A 17158-nucleotide genomic window follows, 5' to 3' on the forward strand; every position below is an offset into this window, starting at 1 on the left:
TCCTCCTAAGTTTAGTTTGCAGTACCTGCTAATATTTTGATTTCATATGGTTCAATACCATATCCTGCACTTACCTCAATCTCACTACCCCAAATTTCTACAGATAGATAATTCTCTTCTTCCTCATCTGTATACCCTGCGTAACGACATTCCTGTCCTGTGACAGCCTGACTACGACCTTGGCCAGTAACACGAGCAACACCACGTTCATCAAAGTAATATGTTCTTCTACTATGAGTTATCTCTTCGGGTAGTGGCTCTGTCAGCCTCAACTTTATTTTTTCATATATTCCTACTTCTAACTCATCATCTTGTTCCACGCTTAACCATTTGGTACCAGATACGTTTTCTAATTGATAGGCTTTCCATTCGTATCTATTTTGTCGATATGTCATTACCCCTACTACTTGATAATCCACTAGGTCGTACGTGACAATATCCCCCACTTGAATGGTATGCAACGTACGTTCTTGGATTGGATTATCTATTGCTTTATTACCACCAAATATTTTTTTGAAAATATTCATGTATTCACCTCTTTATTGTATTACGACTACTAATACGAAACAGAACAGAAAAAGTTTCATAAATTAATAAGTAAATTATTTTCTCTTTTTCATAAGAAGCAGGTAAACTATAAGAAAAGCCATTTTGGAGGAGTTACTCATGCTTTCGTTTAAAGAAAAAAGCGCCATCTTAGATACTTTCACTCAATTACAAAAAAAACCTATATCTCTTAAACGAGTAAACTACCATTTTCCGGAGAGTGCATTTGAGAAGAAAATAGTAGTCAAACATCTTCATCCTAATGGAAATGGCTATGTGTATGTGGGAAGATTAGAAGATGCATATACATCCCAGGCAGATGATAAAGGGTATTTATCCATCCGAGATTTTTCAGAAGCTGCATTAAAAGAAGTGGTGTCAAAAACAATTACTTCTTTATCTCCGAATGCAAGTCAGGACACTACGTCCACTAAAGAAGCTGTCACATTTACGTCTTCAACAGGAGAAAAACTAAGATTAATATTCGAACACGACCTGTGGAATGTCTACGCAGATGATGTCTTAGAAATGGCTTTTGAAACGCGGGAAGAGGCAATGGAATATCTAGAAGAACAATAATGTATAAGGCTGAGAAGAGACTGTTATCGTCCTTTCTTAGCCTTTTTTATGTATTAAAAGATAAAAAAAAGGCACGCATAGGACAAAATTTCCTCGTCATATATGTTAAGTGGTTGAAAGAATAGGCGAGAGGAGTATTTCCCATGAATGAACATACACCAAAGCTAGTCAGTAACATCGATCCCTATGTTTATCAAACTTTAGCCAGCATAGTTGGTAGCGAAGTCGTCATCCAAACGACAAAAGGTACAGTCTCCGGCATGTTAAAAGGTGCTTTTCCAGACCACGCGATTGTAGACTCCCACGGTGGTTCCTTCTTTATTCGAATTGAGCAAATCGTATGGATTTTACCAAAAGGATAAGGAGGACAACTGATGTTTACACGATTAGATCGTTTGTTAATTGAATTACCTATCCCAGAGCACGGTGATGCAAATGCTGCTGCTGCAGTACAAGAACTACTAGGTGGTAAATTTGGTGAGATGTCTACCTTAAACAACTATATGTATCAATCATTTAACTTCCGTCATAAGAGTAAACTGCGTCCTTTCTATGACCTCGTCGCAAGTATTACTGCTGAGGAATTTGGCCACGTAGAGTTAGTTTCTAATACAATCAATCTTCTTTCTGTTGGCAATACATTTAATGTCGGGGATCCAAATATCCCTCAATTAGGACTAGGAAAAGACATGCGTAACACACACCATTTTATCGCTTCAGCACAAGCATCTTTAGCAGCTGATTCAATGGGAAGACCATGGACTGGTGATAACGTATTCACTAGTGGAAATCTTGTTTTAGATTTACTTCATAATTTCTTCTTAGAATGTGGTGCAAGAACACATAAAATGCGTGTATATGAAATGACAGATCACGAGACTGCTCGTGAAATGATTGGATACTTACTTGTTCGTGGTGGAGTACACGTTGTTGCCTATGCTAGAGCAATCGAAATGGCCACTGGTGTTGATGTAACGAAGCTGATACCAATTCCAGATGTCAGTAACCGTAAGTTCGATGTAGCTAGAAAGTATGAGGATCAAGGTCTAGGAAATGTATTATACACTTGGAGTGTTAACGGGGATTATAAAGAGATCTCTAAGATTTGGAAAGGAGTTCATCCTGAGTCTGGCGAACGTCTCATCGTACAAGAAGGATATCCAAAAGGAGGACCAATTCCTGATCTGGATAACTTACCTGAGGAGTTTGCTCCAGGTATAGATCGGGATGATTATGCTCGAATTGCTAAACGTTTAATGGAAAACTTGTAAATTAGACGATTACAGATCATCTTTTATGACTATACTAGGTCCCATCCCGTAAAAGGAGGGACCATTTTCATGCCTACATTTATTCAATCTACACATGTAGTATATGCTTTTTTTATGATTGCTGGATTTCTATATTTTTGGTGGTTAAGTAGAAAACCAAAAGGTATTCCTCGAATCGAGTATTTGATCGCAATGTTTATCCCGGTTTGGTCTGGAACTATGTATTTAACTATTGCTTATGACATTGGTGTAATTGAGCTTGGAGGTACTCCCGTCTTTTTCGGTAGATATTTGGACTGGCTTATTACCACCCCGTTGTTACTAGTTGCCTTAGCATTAACAGCCATGTTTAGAGAAAAGAAGAAAGACTTCACTATTCTAATTGCGCTAGTGATTGCGGATATTGTCATGATTCTAACTGGTATGGTTGCGGATATCGCAGTTACTTCTTCCAAATGGATTTGGTATAGTATCGGTGTTATTGCATTAATCTGCATTTTCTATTTCGTCTTTGGGCCATTAAACAAAATTGCCAAGCGTGGTGGACCTGACCTTCACAAACATTATCGAATTTGCGCTTTGTATTTATCTTTTTTTTGGATTGCATATCCCGTGTTTTGGGCATTAAGCCCATCTGGTACAGGTGCAGCATCATTGTCTTCTAGTGTCATTGCATTTATTGTTCTACCTATTTTCTCTAAAGTAGGATTCAGTATTTTAGATATTACCGGACTTCGCAAGCTATCTGCTAGGGAACAATAATGCAAAATCACCATATCCCTCTTCATCTAATTTTTGAAGAGGGATAAATCTTAATGCTGCAGAGTTAATACAATACCTCTTCCCAGTAGGTTTAGGACCATCATCAAATACATGGCCTAAATGAGAGTCTGCCTCTTTACTCTTCACTTCTATCCTTGTATTTCTATAAGAGAGATCATATTCTTCTGTCACCATGCCGTATGCAATTGGTTTTTTAAAGGATGGCCATCCACAACCACTATCATATTGGTCTTTCGTTGAAAATAAAGGTTCACCAGAAATTATGTCTACGTATATCCCTTCTTCTTTTTGATCCCAATATGCATTTTCAAAAGGCTGCTCCGTTGCTCCTTCTTGTGTCACTGCGTATTGAATAGGAGTAAGCTTCTTCTTAAGTTCTTCCTTATCTCGTGGCCAATTCTTCTTTAAGAATGCTTCTCTCCCTGATCCTTTTAAATATAGGGCATATCGAAAGGCATTTTTTTGATAAAAATTCTGATGAAACTCCTCTGCTGGATAGAAATCTTCCGCTTTATGAATCGTTACGACAATAGGTTTACCAAAAATCCTACTTTGTTCTAAATTTTGTTTTGACTCGATAGCCGCTTCTTTTTGTGATGTAGTGTAATAATATATAACAGGCCTGTACATTCTCCCTCTGTCGGAAAATTGTCCACCATTATCAGTTGGGTCAATATTTTTCCAATAATGGTCTAATAACTGTTGATAAGATATTTGTGATTCATCATATTCCATTTGTACAACTTCTATATGATCTGTCTCACCTGCTTTCACAGCACCATAACTAGCTGTGTCTTCACTCCCACCTGTATATCCAGAAGTAACAGACTTGACACCAGGGAGCTGATCGAACGGCTTTACCATACACCAAAAACATCCACCACCAAACATCGCTAATTCCATAATTCCCTACTCCCTCCATCTTTTATCTGTTTTATCTTTTTCCTTCTAAGGCAACCTATGTATGTTGTCTTCATTATGAATTAAAGGAGGAAAAGAATATGAACTTAAATCCAATGAACCAACAACAACAACCTACTGCTGGTGGAATGCCATCCAATCAAAATCACGGTGGTCATGAGTTATTTGACGCACATGAAACTATTGCTGGCATAATAAACGTTTTAGATCAATTTCAGTTATTTGAACAGCACATTCAAGATCCTGAGTTAAAGCAAATTTGCCAAAGACAACATCAATATACACTTCAAGTTTACAATACCATGGTAAATGCGTTTAGATCAGGTCAAAAGCCATCTATTCCTACAACTACGTACGAGATGGGTGCACAGGATTGGTCACAAGTTCAGTATGGCATTCAACCTACTCAACCAAAAAAACCAAACCAATCTGTTCAAGACATCAGTGATAACGGAGTCTCTGCTTACATGTTAGGTTTAATGAAAACTACCTCTTCCCTACTAAGCATGACAGCATTAGAGATGACTAACCCAACATTGCGTCGAATCTTAGCTGATAGCGTTCCTAACTTTATTGAGATGTCTTATGAAATTTTCCTATATCAAAACAAACACAAGTATTACCAAGCACCACAACTTCAACCACAAGATGCTCAAACGATGATCAACAGTTACGTGCCAGTGCAAGGAAACGGTACTATTCATTAATTAGAACATTTTGTAACACATGCTTAGACATGTTAATAGATCTCTTTCGTTGTGTATACAAAAGTTTAGTAAATAGGTGCAGAGAAAATCCTTACAAACCCATGATAAGTAGGGATTAAAACGAAAGGGGGCGACTCCTGCGGAAAAGGTGGCTCAGATGCCCGCCCCGCGGAAAGCGTCCCCATGTAGCGGTAATCCCTTTGCAGTCACTAGAGATGTTTGTTCCTAATCTTCATTTGTTTTATTCCCCGGAAAATAATGTCGTATTTCCCACACAATTTGTCGATGTTTCACATGGAACATTCGACAAATTGTGTGATATAGTGAACATAGTTTGCAATTTTTTGGAGGAAATACTCATGGACGATCAATTATATAGACAAAGAACGATGATGTTTTTAGCATTATGCGTTTGGCTTGTCGTGATGAATACAACAATGTTTAACGTTGCTTTACCTACTATTATGAACGATTTTACACTTTTACCTTCCCAAGGCGCATGGATTGTTTCTGGATATTCTATTGTCCTAGCTATTGCGACAATTACGTATACAAGATTGTCGGACTTTGTTCCAATTCGCCGATTAATGGTAATTGGAATTTGCCTTTTTGCTGTGGCTTCTTTAGTTGGACTTTTTTCAAATAGTTTTGCGACTCTTTTATTAGCTAGATTATTTCAAGCAATGGGAGCAGCCGCTATCCCAGGATTATCTATGGTTTATGCCAGTAGATTTATTGGTCCCGCAAAGCGTGGACATGCTGTATCCTATATCGCATCCGCTACCTCATTAGGGTTTGGCTTAGGTCCTGTTGTAGGTGGAGCCGTTACCGAGTACATCCATTGGAGTGGTCTTTTTGTTATTACACTCTTTGTCCTTTTATTTATACCTATTATAGTGAAGAGACTACCTACTGAAAAAAGTAGAAAAGTTCGGTTTGATTATATTGGTGGAGTATTAACCGGTACTGGAGTAACATCATTTTTACTTTTTATCTCTATGAATGACTGGTGGTTATTAGCAATAGCATTGGTATTATTCAGTGCAGTCTGGTTTAGGATTCATCAGACAGATGAGCCATTTATTCGACCTGAACTGTTACGAATGAGTGGATATCGATATATTCTTTATATGAGTTTTATTGGATTTACTACTCACTTTGCATTATTAATTGCAATGCCTTTAATGTTACAGTTTGTCTTTAATCAAGCACCATCTTCCGTAGGCTTAATTATCTTCCCAGGTGCTATGGTTTCTGCATTAGCTGCCGGGTTTGTTGGTCGTATGATTGGAAAGTTTGGTAACGTGTATGTCATGTTAATTGCAAATGCTTGTTTATGGGTGTCAGCAATAATGTTCTATTTCCTTTCTCCTATACATGAATCATTTATTGCACTTAGTTACATGTTAACTAGCTTCGGGTTTGCCAGCCTTTCTTCTAGTTCAACTAATGAGGTATCCATGATCCTATCCCCTGAACAAGTTGCATCAGCTATTGGATTAAAGCAACTAACTCAATTTGTGGGAAGTGCTTCAGGTGCTGTGCTTGGTGCCTTATTAATTGAATTAGGTGGCGCTGGTTATCCAGTGTCTGCTTTCCAGATGACATACGTTGCTTTAATTGGTATTACGACGTTATCCATTATCTTATTGTTCAGTTATGCTAGGTGGAAAAGGATTTGGTTATCATCACGTGAGTCTGTATCAAAAGTTAGTTAGTCTTCTATTTATTTGTTTGATTTTCGTTTTCGCAGGGAAGTATATTTAGTAATTAGGGAGGGATTTCTGTTGAAAAAGTTTATCCGATTACTTATAAAATATGCTCCTATTATCTATCCAATTGCGAAGAAGTATTGGGACAAGCGTTCCAAGAAAGGTACTTTAAGACGATAAAAAAAGGCTGAGACAAAAACTGAAAGTGACTGCACTGGGATTTCCGCTGCAGGGGGACGCTTTCCACGGGGCGGGTTGCTGTATCGAAAAGCGTAAGGCTCGCGTTTAGATGCGGTAGCAAACTTGGAGGGACCGAGGAGGCAGCTCTTCAGCCACCACAGGGCCATCTGAGTTTGTCGAGCATCTGCGAACCTGGAGCTAGACATGCCTCCTCGTCGCGATAGTTCGCGCTCCTGTGGGGTCTCAGTAACCCGCCTTTCCCGTAGGAGTCGCCCCCTTCCGCTCCAATCCCAAAGATATATTCTTTAAAAACACTAACTCTGCAGTATTATTAACTCAAATACCACGCAAAAAAGGTACATTCGTTTTTTCGAAATGTACCTTTTTGATTTATCCCAATCTTCTTTTTATAAAAGTTCTTTTATATCATCTTCTATTTTTGATGGAACTGTTTGTGGTGCATACCTTTTTACGGGTTTCCCATTACGATCTACTAAAAATTTTGTAAAGTTCCACTTAAGTTCGCTACTTAGAGTCCCTTTTAATTCTTTCTTTAGGAAAGTAAACAGTGGATGCGTTTCCGTACCATTAACTTTCACCTTGTCGAACATTGGGAAAGTAACCCCGTAATTCATCTGACAAAATTCTTCAATCTTATTAGCATCGTCATATTCTTGATTCATAAATTGGTCACAAGGGAATCCAAGAACAACAAATCCTTGATCTTTATACTGATCATATAATTCCTGTAATTCTTTATATTGCGGTGTTAACCCACATTTACTTGCAGTATTAACAATAAGTACAACCTGTCCTTGGTAAGTCTCTAATGACTCCTCTTGGCCTGACAATCTGTTCGCTGAGTATTCATAAATCGTTGACATATGTATCACTCCTTTTCTTCACGATACGACTACCAAAAATAAAAGTCAAATCTGTCGTTTACTCTATATGCTCTTTGTTTTTTTCAATTGATGAAAAACGCTTAGCATCAATTGCTTTTTGCAGAAAATCAGCCTCATAGTCCGTCAGGGAATCCATTTTCTCAATGTGTTTTAGTATATCAGAGACCTTTTCTTGTTTACTTTCTGGTTGTTGAAGAAAATATCCCGATACAGCACTTGTAAACGTACCTATTATCCCTATTCCCAAGAACATTAAGATGACCGCCAAAACTCTTCCAACTGGAGAGCTAGGGGAGATATCACCATATCCAACAGTCGTAGTGGTTACGATAGCCCACCAGATAGCATCTTCATATGTACTGATGTTAGGTTCAAAATAAAGTATAGGAATGGGAATTAAAAATATCATCATGCAAGTTAATAATAGTATTCTACCTAGGCCATTTGTCTGTAAAATAGAAAATAAAGGTGTAATAAACCTACTTCCAAGCCCAAACAGGCGAAATATCATAAATAATCTTGCTAATCTTGCTGCTTTAAATAATGCATCAAATGGTATAAGTGCAATAATCTCTAAAGGATGTTGTTTAATAAATTTCCGCTTATTTGGGCTTTTAAAAAATCTTACAGCAAAATCAATCACTAATAGTCCGTAGACAAAGTTATCGAAAAGCTGTAAAGCAGGATCTTCAGAAAATGACAAAACGACGGAAGTAATGATTAAGATGAACATCAGAGATTCGTAGGTCACTGTAATAAATTTTCTAGACATATCACTCATTGTTCCTCTCTGTTCAAGATTATTCCATTATTCTGTTTTTTAGTTCCAGAAACAAATCTACTTTGCGGAGATGTAAATCGATATAAGTAATCAACTGCTTCTCCCGATCCATCAATACCTATTCTTCTGCTAGCCATGATAGAAGAAGGTTTTTCACCATTTGCAATAAATAAATTTTCTCCCCAACACGGCTCACCATATACTTCCATGGTAATTCCCATAGCTTTTGTTAGTTTCCCAGGCCCATTTGTTACATCCACATCTCTTTTCAGAGAACCTCGCCTTTTTTGCATTTCCTCCATACCTGCTATAGGTTCCACTGCTCTAATTAATACAGCTTCTGGTTGATCAATTTGGCCTCCAACAACATTGATTAAACAATGTGTATGCATAAGATAGGTGTAGATATAACCTGGTGGTCCAAACATGACGTCTGTTCTTTTCGTTCTTCGATTTCCAAAACTATGTGCCGCACGATCGTTGGTGCCGAGATACGCTTCTGTTTCTACTATTCGAGCAACTAATGTTTCCTCATCTGTTTTTTTCACCAAGAGTTTACCAATCAATTCTTGCGCCAGTTCTATGGTGGGCTTTTCATAAAAACACGGCCGTAAAACAGAGAATTCCATTTTGTCCCCTCTTTCCTTTTTTCTTTAATAAAAAAGACGAGGAGATGATCCTCGTCTTTACTTTTTGTTACGTGACCGGTAACAACTCATCGTTAGCCACGTGATGTGGCTTGTTCTTAGATGAGTATCCTTATTCTTCACCTAGATCAACGTTATGATAGACTTGTTGCACATCATCTAAATCTTCTAATGCTGCGATCAGTTTATCAAACTGCGCTAAATCCGCTTCTGACACTTCCACTTCTGTCTGTGGCAGCATGGTAATCTCGGCAATGGAGAACTCTTCGACACCAGCTTCACGAATTGCTGATTGCGTGGCGTGAAGTTGGTCTGGCTCTGCATAAACGATGACGGAATCGTCTTCTTCTAACACGTCACGAGCATCAATATCCGCCTCTAGTAAAATTTCTAAAACTTCATCAGCTGATTTTCCTTCGAAACCAATAACAGCTGTAGCATCAAACATATAAGAAACGGAACCAGATACACCCATATTTCCGCCATTTTTACCAAAAGCAGCACGAACTTCTGAAGCTGTACGGTTAACGTTGTTTGTCAGAGCATCTACGATAATCATAGAACCACTCGGTCCAAATCCTTCGTAACGAAGCTCATCAAAGTTTTCGTCTGCACCACTTTTTGCTTTATCGATGGCACGGTCGATAATATTACGAGGTACGTTATACGTTTTTGCTCTTTCAATTACCATGCGAAGCGATGTGTTTAGCTCTGGATCTGGCTCACCTTGTTTCGCTACTACATAGATTTCTTTTGCAAATTTATTATAGACCTTACTAGTATTAGCATCTTTTGCTGCTTTTTTTTCTTTAATATTGTTCCATTTACGTCCCATGGAATTCCACTCACTTTCGTTTCATTAACGTTCATCTCTTCTATTGTAAAAGAAAACCTTTTATTAGTAAAACAAGATTTCTTTCGCTATTCTAGTAGATCACTAAGTTTCTGATTATCTAATGGATGTAGGGACCCCTTATCGAATTTACCGCTGCAATAATCCTTCATTTTCTGTGCAGCCTCTTTCCCTTCAATATTACTGTGGTGCTCCACAAAATGTAGCGTTTCTAGAATAGCACGAAGAACGGAAACGTCTTGCCTACCGTAGTGAGCAAGTTGATAAAAAGCCGCGTACAGAATATCTTCTGCTGTTCTTCTCGGTATTAATACTTTTTGCTCCCCGTTCTCATTGGGTAATAACAAGTAAACTCCACTAATCAATATCGCTTCCTTTAAGGGTTCCTTTAAATGCTTAATACAATCAATTGCTGTATTAGGGTCATTTATTCCCGGTGATATTGCCTTCAGCGCTACTTCCACAAGTTTTTGAATTCCATATTCTCTGTCTTGTAGAGTCGTTCGCTCCGCTCCGATTGTTATATACTCTTCACTATTCATCTCTACTGTTTTGGTACCTACTATTGTTGCTATAGCCGTTGAAGTAGTCACGTACGTTCCAATAGGTATTGTAAACATACATAAACAATCATTTTTCTCCGCAAATTCTACTAACCCTTTATAGTTAATCAGCTGTACGTAGCCATCTTTTTTTGCGTATATCGTAGCTGTCGGCATACCTTCTTTACTAAACAAAGTAAAACTCCCGTGAATTAGCTCTCCATTTATATCTTCTATTTCTTGTTTCTCTTTTACAGAAGATGCTAATGCGTCACTGGTTAGTTCCTCTATTAAATTAGATACTCTAATGAATGTTGCTACATTATGAATAAAGTAGGCGAAGTACCCTAAACAGACTAGTGCTACTAATACCCCAACAGTAGCAGAAAGAACGACTCCACTGTTTTCTTCACTTACATCTAGCATCAATAACGAGACAGTGGAATAAACAAACCCTCCCATAAAAACGCCTAGAACTCTTGTAGCAGTAGGTTTCGTCAAATAATTCTTTAAAGTTCTAGGTGAAAATTGTGTAGAATACGTCGTTAACACTACCATGATTGTGGAGAAGGTAATAGTCGTCATGGTTAATAGTGCACCTGAGAGTGTACTTAGTACTGTCTCAACTAGGGGTTTTTCTACTAAGAAAATAGAAGGTAAGTAACTTTCTAATGGAATTATTCCTCTATCGATAATTTGTATAAAGATTACGAGAATTAACGAAAAAATAGAATATAACAATGGTTTTGACCAAACGGTGTTTTCTTCTTTTAAGATCCATTCTTTTATCATCCATTTGCTCCTTATAATGTTTCTCTATATTCTATCATAGTAAAAAATGTACCTAATATGGATTACCACAATATCACTGATTAATTACATTTATACAAAATAAGTAAAATTAGTATGTAAATTTTCTATTTACTCGTTTGTAAAACAAATAAAATATTCCTAATGAAGTGATTAGTAACGGTATTAATGATGGATTTACGTGCATTAGTTAACTTTTATCCCCTAAATTACCTATTCATTTACTGTTATCGGCTATGGTATAAGTAGATTGTTCTTACTATTCAAATAGATTTATAGGGGGATTAAGATGAGCATCTTTACTAATAAGAAATTATTACATGTAACATTATCTACTATACTAGCAACTACTGCAGTTATATCCATTTCTCCATCTGTTTCATTTGCTAAAAAAGATCAACAAGAAACACAGAAAAAAACTCCACCCGGAAAAGCATCATTTACATTATCGTTACTCCACACCAATGATATACATGCCCGTACAGAACAATTTCCTAAATTAGTGACTGCTGTTAAAGAAGCTCGTAAACAAAACCCTCACTCTCTACTACTAGATGCAGGAGATGTATTTAGTGGCACCCTATACTTTAATGAATTTAAAGGTCAAGCTGACTTAAAATTTATGAATCTTATGGGTTATGACGTTATGACACTAGGTAATCATGAATTTGATTTAGGTAATGACGAAGAAGGTAATAAAGCTTTAGCTGAATTCATAGAAGCAGCTAAATTCGCGTTTGTAAGTTCTAATGTAGACTTCTCTAATGATCAAGCTTTACAAGGTCTATTCTCTGACACCATCTCAAGTAAGCCAAAAGACGGAAAGATCTATCAAGGAATGGTGAAGAAAGTGAAAGGAGAAAAAATAGGTTTTTTTGGGTTAACAACTCAAGAAACTGCGGATATCGCTAGTCCTGGTAAAGTTCAATTCGAAAATTATATTGAAGAGGCAAAAAAAGCAGTTAAAGCTTTCGAAGATATGGGAGTTAACAAGATTGTTGCTGTGACACATATTGGGTATAACGATAATCCAAATGTGGACAATGACATTCTTTTAGCACAAAACGTTCCTGGAATTGACGTAATCGTTGGCGGACATAGCCATGACAAATTAACTGAGCCAGTAGTAATTGACGCTGATAAAGATGGTAAAGTAAAAGATAAGACTTTAATTGTACAGGCTTATCAATATGGTGATTTCCTTGGAAGTTTAGATGTATCTTTTAACTCAGCTGGTGAAGTAGTGTCACACAAAGGAAAGCTAATAGAAACGGCGACATTTGCAGATGACAAAAAAGCTTTAAAAATTCTAAAACCGTACCAAGATAAAATTAAAGAAATTGAAAGCACGGAAACAGGAGCAACAGCGATAAATGCTCTAGAGAACCCACGTCAAGGTAACGGAAGCACCACCAGTGTTCGTAGTAACGAAACGACACTTGGAAATGTCATTACAGACGGAATGTTAGCAAAAGCACAGCAGTACGACTCTAACGTTATTATGGCACTACAAAACGGTGGAGGTATCCGTAACTCTATTGATGCTGGACCTATTACGGTTGGAGAAGTAATCTCTGTTCTTCCTTTTGGTAACACCTTAGCAACCATGCAATTAACAGGAAAAGAGCTAAAAGAAGCCTTTGAGATTAGTTTCAAAAACGTTCCTGGTGAAAACGGCGGTTTCCTTCATGTTTCTGGAGCGAAGGTAGTATACGATTCTACTAAACCAGTAAACTCTCGTGTAGTCTCCATAGCTTACAAAGATACAAACGGTCAGTACGTTTCTATTAAAGACGAGGAGACTTACAAGGTTGCAACTAACGCCTTTACAGCTAAAGGTGGAGACGGGTACACGGTATTTGCAAATGCCTACAAAGAAGGGCGTGTAACGGATCTGGGTTTATCTGATTGGGAGAATTTCGCGGAACATTTACGTAATGTAAAAACAGTAAATCCTTCTATAGAAGGGCGTATTGTAGATGTAGTAAACCTACCTTCTACTGTAACACCAGAAGAATTTAATGGAACACCGGAAGAGGTAAAAGTGTTTTACAAAGACATAACAGTACTAGCAACTCAAGATGAAGACGTTATTCTTCAACATGCTCACATAAAAGGGAACCTTTTCATTAAAGGTACTGCTAATGTAACGATGGAAAACGTTGAAGTGGATGGTGATACGGAGTTTTTAGACTAATAGCAACATTTCAATATAAAAATTTTAGTCAAACAATCCTTATGGGGCCTGTTTTATCAGGCTCCATACCTATGATAAAGGAGACGGAACATGAAAAATAAACAAGTACGCGCGATACTTAGTTTTGCACTAGTCTTTACTTTAGTCTTTAGTATGTTTTCCCCGTTTGCAGTAAAAGCAGAAACAGTATTATCTGTAGCAGATGCCATCACAAAACCTAGTAACAGTGATCTAGCAACGGTTGAAGGATACATTGTTGGATACGTAAAAGCAACTAATTCTATTACTAAAGATAGTACAGCTTTTGCTGATACTAACTTTGCCATTGCTGATGATCCGAACGAGACAGATGTTTCAAAGATAATGCCTGTACAGTTACCAACACAATATCGTTCAACTTTCGGATTAAAAACTAATCCCAATAACTTAGGTAAAAAAGTTCAAGTAACTGGAAAGTTAGAAGCTTATTATTCTATGCCAGGTTTAAAAACACCCACTAATCTAGAATTTATAGAAGTAACACCATCAAATAAAGTAGCAAATGTTACTTCAAACAAAACTAGTGGTGGCTTAACATCAGGTTCAACTGTAGAATTAGCGTCTTCTACACCAAACACGACTATTTATTATACTTTAGACGGATCAACTCCAACGAAAGAAAGTGAAGTTTATACATCTCCAATCACTATTGCAAAAGACACTACTATTAAAGCTTTTGCTGTAGCAAATGATTTAGAAGACAGCGAGATTACTACTTTCGAATATACATTGCTAGTAAACAAGACGATCGCTGAAACAAGAGCTCAAACTAGCGGTTCTGATGTTTTCACTACAGGTATCGTCACAGCTAAACTTTCTAACACTATTCATATCCAAGACGCAGATGCTGCAATCGCTCTTTATGGCGTTAAGAATACAGACCTATCTCTTGGTGCTAAAGTAGAAGTAACTGGAACTCTAGGAGCATATAACGGACTTTTACAAGTGCAAAATGCTGTTGCAACAGTAATTGGACAAGAAGAAGTACCAACTCCTATTACATTAACAAGTGACCAATTAAACGAAACAACAGAATCCATGCTTGCGACAGTGAAAGATGTTACAATCTCTGGCACTGCTCAAAATTACACGGCAACGGATGCCGCTGGGGAATTTATCGTTCGTGATGAAAAGCGTGATCTAAACTTACAAGCTGATACTACGTACGATTCTATTACCGGTATCGTACAAGAGTATAACGGAAAGTTTCAAATAATCCCTCGTGGAACTGCTGATATTGTAGAGGATGCAACAATTGTTCAACCAGTTAAAGCAGATCCTGGTGCTGGAGTCATTGCACAAGATGGACAAGTAAAACTATCCACAGCTACTCCGAATGCAACTATTTTTTACACGGTAGACGGGACAGATCCAACTAACTCCCCTACTAAAATAGAGTACACAGGTCCTTTTACTATCTCTGAAAACTTGACAGTAAAAGCTTACGCAACATCGATTGACTTGAGTGATAGTATCGTATCAAGTTTCGCTTACGTAATCGGTAAAGATCTAGATAAATTAAAGATCTATGATATCCAAGGAGAATCTCATTCTTCCCTTTACGTTGAGCAAAATGTATCTAATGTAGAAGGTGTTGTAACTCAACTTAAAGGGGCAAACGGCTTCTTTATGCAAGATGTAACAGGAGACAATAATGATAAGACCTCTGATGCCATCTATGTATACAAACAAGCTCACGCCCTTCAAGTTGGAGACAAAGTAAAAGTAGCTGGAAAAGTAGTAGAGTACTATGGTGAAGGTTATGCGGAAAAAACACAAACAGATTTAACAGAAACACAAATCTCTGCAAGCTCTACGGAAAAACTAGCTTCTGGCCAAGCATTACCAAAAGCAATTGTTTTAGGAGAAGATCGTTTTCCACCAACAGAAGTAATTGATAACGATGCGTTCGCAACGTTTGACCCAGAAGAAGACGGAATTGACTTCTACGAGAGTGTAGAAGGTATGCTAGTAGAAGTGAAAGACGCTAAAGTAGTTGCACCTCAAAAATATGGTGAAATTGTTGTCATTCCTGGTAATTATGAAACAAATACGGTAACTGGTAACTTACGAATTTCACAAAATGACTTCAATCCTGAGAGAATTGTTGTTTTCACTAATGATAAAGATTTTGACAGTAAAGCTGGCGACCAGTTTAAAGGTAGCATTACTGGAGTGATGAGCTACGGATTTAGTAATTTCCGCCTTCTTACAGAAACTGCTTCATTACCTACTTTAGAAAAGGCAGAAATTAATCGTCGTAGCACTACTTTAGTAAAAGAAGACGATAAACTTTCTATTGCCTCTTATAATGTAGAAAACTTTTCAGGTCAAACACCTGATGACAAGGTTACAAAGCTTGCAGAAGCAATTGTCACAAACATGACGATGCCAGATATTGTAGGTTTAGTAGAAGTACAAGATAATGATGGTCAAACTGATAGTGGGAATGTGGACGCTTCCCTAAGTGCACAAAAATTAATTGATAAAATTGTTGCTTTAGGTGGTCCAACATACGTCTATACCGATATCGCTCCAGAGAACAATAAAGACGGTGGGGCTCCTGGCGGTAATATTCGCGTAGGTTTCTTATACAATCCTGAACGTGTTGCGTTAACGGAAGGTGCTGAAAAAGGTACTGCAACGCAATCAGTAGGTTTTGAGAATGGCAAACTAACACTAAACCCAGGTCGTATTGATCCAACTAACGATGCATTTAGAAGTAGCCGTAAACCTCTAGCTGCACAGTTTGATTTCCAAGGAGAATCCGTCCTTGTCGTTGCTAACCACTTTAACTCAAAAGGTGGCGACCAGCCTCTATTCGGTAAAAATCAACCTGCTGTCCTAGGGTCAGAAGTACAACGTATGAAAATTGCTACGATCTTACACGATTTTGTCCAAGACGTTGTGGAGAAAGATAAAGATGCGAACGTAGTACTTCTAGGAGATTTCAACGACTTCGAGTTCTCCAATTCAATGAAGAAACTTAAGGGTTCTATTTTAACGAATATGATTGAAGAGCTTCCGGTTGAGCAGCGTTATACGTATGTTTATCAAGGAAACGCACAAGTACTAGATCATATTTTAGTAACAAATAACATGAAGGAACAAACGGAAATTGATGTTCTAAACATTAACTCTCCATATATGGAAGAACACGGACGTGCAAGTGACCATGATCCTGTACTAATTCAAGTAAAATTAGAGAAGGCAGAAAATAACGTTATTCCGTTTGAAATCCATAAGACATATAACCTTAAAGGGTTTAAGTCGAATAAACTTAAAGTGAAAGTAGACGGTTCTCTTATTAACATGGATGGTACCTCTCCTATTACAAAGGGGATTGAACTGCAGGGAAATGCCCGCTTACTGGGAGAAGGACTTGCTGCCACAACAGTGATTGTAAATCCAACAAAAGAAAACACAGTGATTGATTTTAGTGGTGCAGAAGTAAAAGAAGTAATAATTAAAAATAATAATGTTATTCAAATTCAAGGTGCAGAGAATATTGAAAACATAATTTTTGATGAAAGTGTAGATGCTTCAAAAATTCAATTCCTTAACACGAAAGGCGAGTCTATTGACTCGTCTTTTTTCTATTTTGCGCAGATAAATAATATATAGACCTCTATAATTACTCCTCTTTTCATAATCTACTATCCTATAATATTAATGCATTCATGTG

General features: G+C 37.4%; 15 protein-coding genes. 8 read left to right on the forward strand and 7 right to left on the reverse strand.

Translation table 11 applies throughout. The features are described 5' to 3' along the window. Positions 1-11 precede the first annotated feature (11 nt). Positions 12-527 (reverse strand): DUF4178 domain-containing protein, encoded by a 516-nt coding sequence (locus G8O30_RS12985; protein ID WP_239672481.1) that lies wholly within the window; start codon positions 525-527, stop codon positions 12-14. A 139-nt stretch (positions 528-666) separates the two neighbouring features. Here G8O30_RS12985 and G8O30_RS12990 point away from each other — a divergent pair, with 139 nt between their 5' ends. The 4 genes from G8O30_RS12990 to G8O30_RS13005 all read left to right on the forward strand — a co-directional run bounded on the left by G8O30_RS12990 (position 667) and on the right by G8O30_RS13005 (position 3158). Then, the gene (locus tag G8O30_RS12990; RefSeq protein ID WP_239672482.1) at positions 667-1125 is read left to right on the forward strand and encodes a hypothetical protein; all 459 of its coding nucleotides are present in this window, start codon (positions 667-669) and stop codon (positions 1123-1125) included. 143 nt (positions 1126-1268) lie between these two features. Further along, positions 1269-1487 carry a YuzF family protein gene (locus tag G8O30_RS12995; protein ID WP_239672483.1) on the forward strand — a complete coding sequence of 73 codons (219 nt, stop codon included), beginning with the start codon at positions 1269-1271 and terminating at the stop codon, positions 1485-1487. Between the two features lie 12 nt (positions 1488-1499). After that, positions 1500-2396 (forward strand): manganese catalase family protein, encoded by an 897-nt coding sequence (locus G8O30_RS13000; RefSeq protein ID WP_239672484.1) that lies wholly within the window; start codon positions 1500-1502, stop codon positions 2394-2396. A gap of 69 nt (positions 2397-2465) precedes the next feature. Further along, a complete protein-coding gene (locus G8O30_RS13005; RefSeq protein WP_239672485.1) occupies positions 2466-3158 on the forward strand; it encodes a bacteriorhodopsin in 693 nt (230 codons plus the stop codon). Here G8O30_RS13005 and msrB read toward each other — a convergent pair. Further along, entirely contained in the window at positions 3138-4082 is a 945-nt protein-coding gene (gene msrB, locus G8O30_RS13010; RefSeq protein ID WP_239672486.1) for a peptide-methionine (R)-S-oxide reductase MsrB, read from the reverse strand. The two genes, G8O30_RS13005 and msrB, sit on opposite strands and share 21 nt — an antisense overlap. 113 nt (positions 4083-4195) lie before the next feature. Here msrB and G8O30_RS13015 point away from each other — a divergent pair, with 113 nt between their 5' ends. Continuing rightward, positions 4196-4807, forward strand: a complete 612-nt coding sequence (locus tag G8O30_RS13015; RefSeq protein WP_239674562.1) for a spore coat protein — start codon at positions 4196-4198, stop codon at positions 4805-4807. Between the two features lie 359 nt (positions 4808-5166). Further along, the gene (locus G8O30_RS13020; RefSeq protein ID WP_239672487.1) at positions 5167-6525 is read left to right on the forward strand and encodes an MFS transporter; all 1359 of its coding nucleotides are present in this window, start codon (positions 5167-5169) and stop codon (positions 6523-6525) included. Between the two features lie 581 nt (positions 6526-7106). Here the strand turns inward: G8O30_RS13020 and G8O30_RS13025 are convergent. From G8O30_RS13025 to G8O30_RS13045, 5 genes are all read right to left on the reverse strand, one after another. Further along, the gene (locus G8O30_RS13025) at positions 7107-7583 is read right to left on the reverse strand and encodes a glutathione peroxidase (RefSeq protein WP_239672488.1); all 477 of its coding nucleotides are present in this window, start codon (positions 7581-7583) and stop codon (positions 7107-7109) included. A 58-nt stretch (positions 7584-7641) separates the two neighbouring features. Beyond that, positions 7642-8355, reverse strand: coding sequence for a potassium channel family protein (locus G8O30_RS13030; protein ID WP_239672489.1), 714 nt, complete (start codon positions 8353-8355; stop codon positions 7642-7644). Positions 8356-8381: 26 nt separating this feature from the next. Then, positions 8382-9014, reverse strand: coding sequence for a DNA-3-methyladenine glycosylase (locus G8O30_RS13035; protein WP_239672490.1), 633 nt, complete (start codon positions 9012-9014; stop codon positions 8382-8384). Between the two features lie 130 nt (positions 9015-9144). Then, positions 9145-9867 carry a YebC/PmpR family DNA-binding transcriptional regulator gene (locus G8O30_RS13040; protein WP_239672491.1) on the reverse strand — a complete coding sequence of 241 codons (723 nt, stop codon included), beginning with the start codon at positions 9865-9867 and terminating at the stop codon, positions 9145-9147. Positions 9868-9953: 86 nt separating this feature from the next. After that, positions 9954-11219 carry a DUF2254 domain-containing protein gene (locus G8O30_RS13045; protein ID WP_239672492.1) on the reverse strand — a complete coding sequence of 422 codons (1266 nt, stop codon included), beginning with the start codon at positions 11217-11219 and terminating at the stop codon, positions 9954-9956. Positions 11220-11526: 307 nt separating this feature from the next. Here G8O30_RS13045 and G8O30_RS13050 point away from each other — a divergent pair, with 307 nt between their 5' ends. Together G8O30_RS13050 and G8O30_RS13055 are read left to right on the forward strand one after the other, a co-directional pair. Further along, positions 11527-13434, forward strand: coding sequence for a bifunctional metallophosphatase/5'-nucleotidase (locus tag G8O30_RS13050; protein WP_239672493.1), 1908 nt, complete (start codon positions 11527-11529; stop codon positions 13432-13434). Positions 13435-13524: 90 nt separating this feature from the next. Further along, entirely contained in the window at positions 13525-17097 is a 3573-nt protein-coding gene (locus G8O30_RS13055; RefSeq protein WP_239672494.1) for a chitobiase/beta-hexosaminidase C-terminal domain-containing protein, read from the forward strand. Positions 17098-17158 lie beyond the last annotated feature (61 nt).

Source organism: Mangrovibacillus cuniculi (genome assembly GCF_015482585.1).
Classification (GTDB): domain Bacteria; phylum Bacillota; class Bacilli; order Bacillales; family R1DC41; genus Mangrovibacillus; species Mangrovibacillus cuniculi.

What these genes read in the sequence shown, in the direction of transcription:
- G8O30_RS13005 (WP_239672485.1), top strand. Translation starts at nt 2,466, where the DNA reads ATGCCTACATTTATTCAATCTACACATGTAGTATATGCTTTTTTTATG.
- G8O30_RS13000 (WP_239672484.1), top strand. Translation starts at nt 1,500, where the DNA reads ATGTTTACACGATTAGATCGTTTGTTAATTGAATTACCTATCCCAGAG.
- G8O30_RS13050 (WP_239672493.1), top strand. Translation starts at nt 11,527, where the DNA reads ATGAGCATCTTTACTAATAAGAAATTATTACATGTAACATTATCTACT.
- G8O30_RS13020 (WP_239672487.1), top strand. Translation starts at nt 5,167, where the DNA reads ATGGACGATCAATTATATAGACAAAGAACGATGATGTTTTTAGCATTA.
- G8O30_RS12995 (WP_239672483.1), top strand. Translation starts at nt 1,269, where the DNA reads ATGAATGAACATACACCAAAGCTAGTCAGTAACATCGATCCCTATGTT.
- G8O30_RS13055 (WP_239672494.1), top strand. Translation starts at nt 13,525, where the DNA reads ATGAAAAATAAACAAGTACGCGCGATACTTAGTTTTGCACTAGTCTTT.
- G8O30_RS12985 (WP_239672481.1), bottom strand. Translation starts at nt 527, where the DNA reads ATGAATATTTTCAAAAAAATATTTGGTGGTAATAAAGCAATAGATAAT.
- G8O30_RS13035 (WP_239672490.1), bottom strand. Translation starts at nt 9,014, where the DNA reads ATGGAATTCTCTGTTTTACGGCCGTGTTTTTATGAAAAGCCCACCATA.
- G8O30_RS13040 (WP_239672491.1), bottom strand. Translation starts at nt 9,867, where the DNA reads ATGGGACGTAAATGGAACAATATTAAAGAAAAAAAAGCAGCAAAAGAT.
- G8O30_RS13025 (WP_239672488.1), bottom strand. Translation starts at nt 7,583, where the DNA reads ATGTCAACGATTTATGAATACTCAGCGAACAGATTGTCAGGCCAAGAG.
- msrB (WP_239672486.1), bottom strand. Translation starts at nt 4,082, where the DNA reads ATGGAATTAGCGATGTTTGGTGGTGGATGTTTTTGGTGTATGGTAAAG.
- G8O30_RS13015 (WP_239674562.1), top strand. Translation starts at nt 4,196, where the DNA reads ATGAACCAACAACAACAACCTACTGCTGGTGGAATGCCATCCAATCAA.
- G8O30_RS12990 (WP_239672482.1), top strand. Translation starts at nt 667, where the DNA reads ATGCTTTCGTTTAAAGAAAAAAGCGCCATCTTAGATACTTTCACTCAA.
- G8O30_RS13045 (WP_239672492.1), bottom strand. Translation starts at nt 11,219, where the DNA reads ATGATAAAAGAATGGATCTTAAAAGAAGAAAACACCGTTTGGTCAAAA.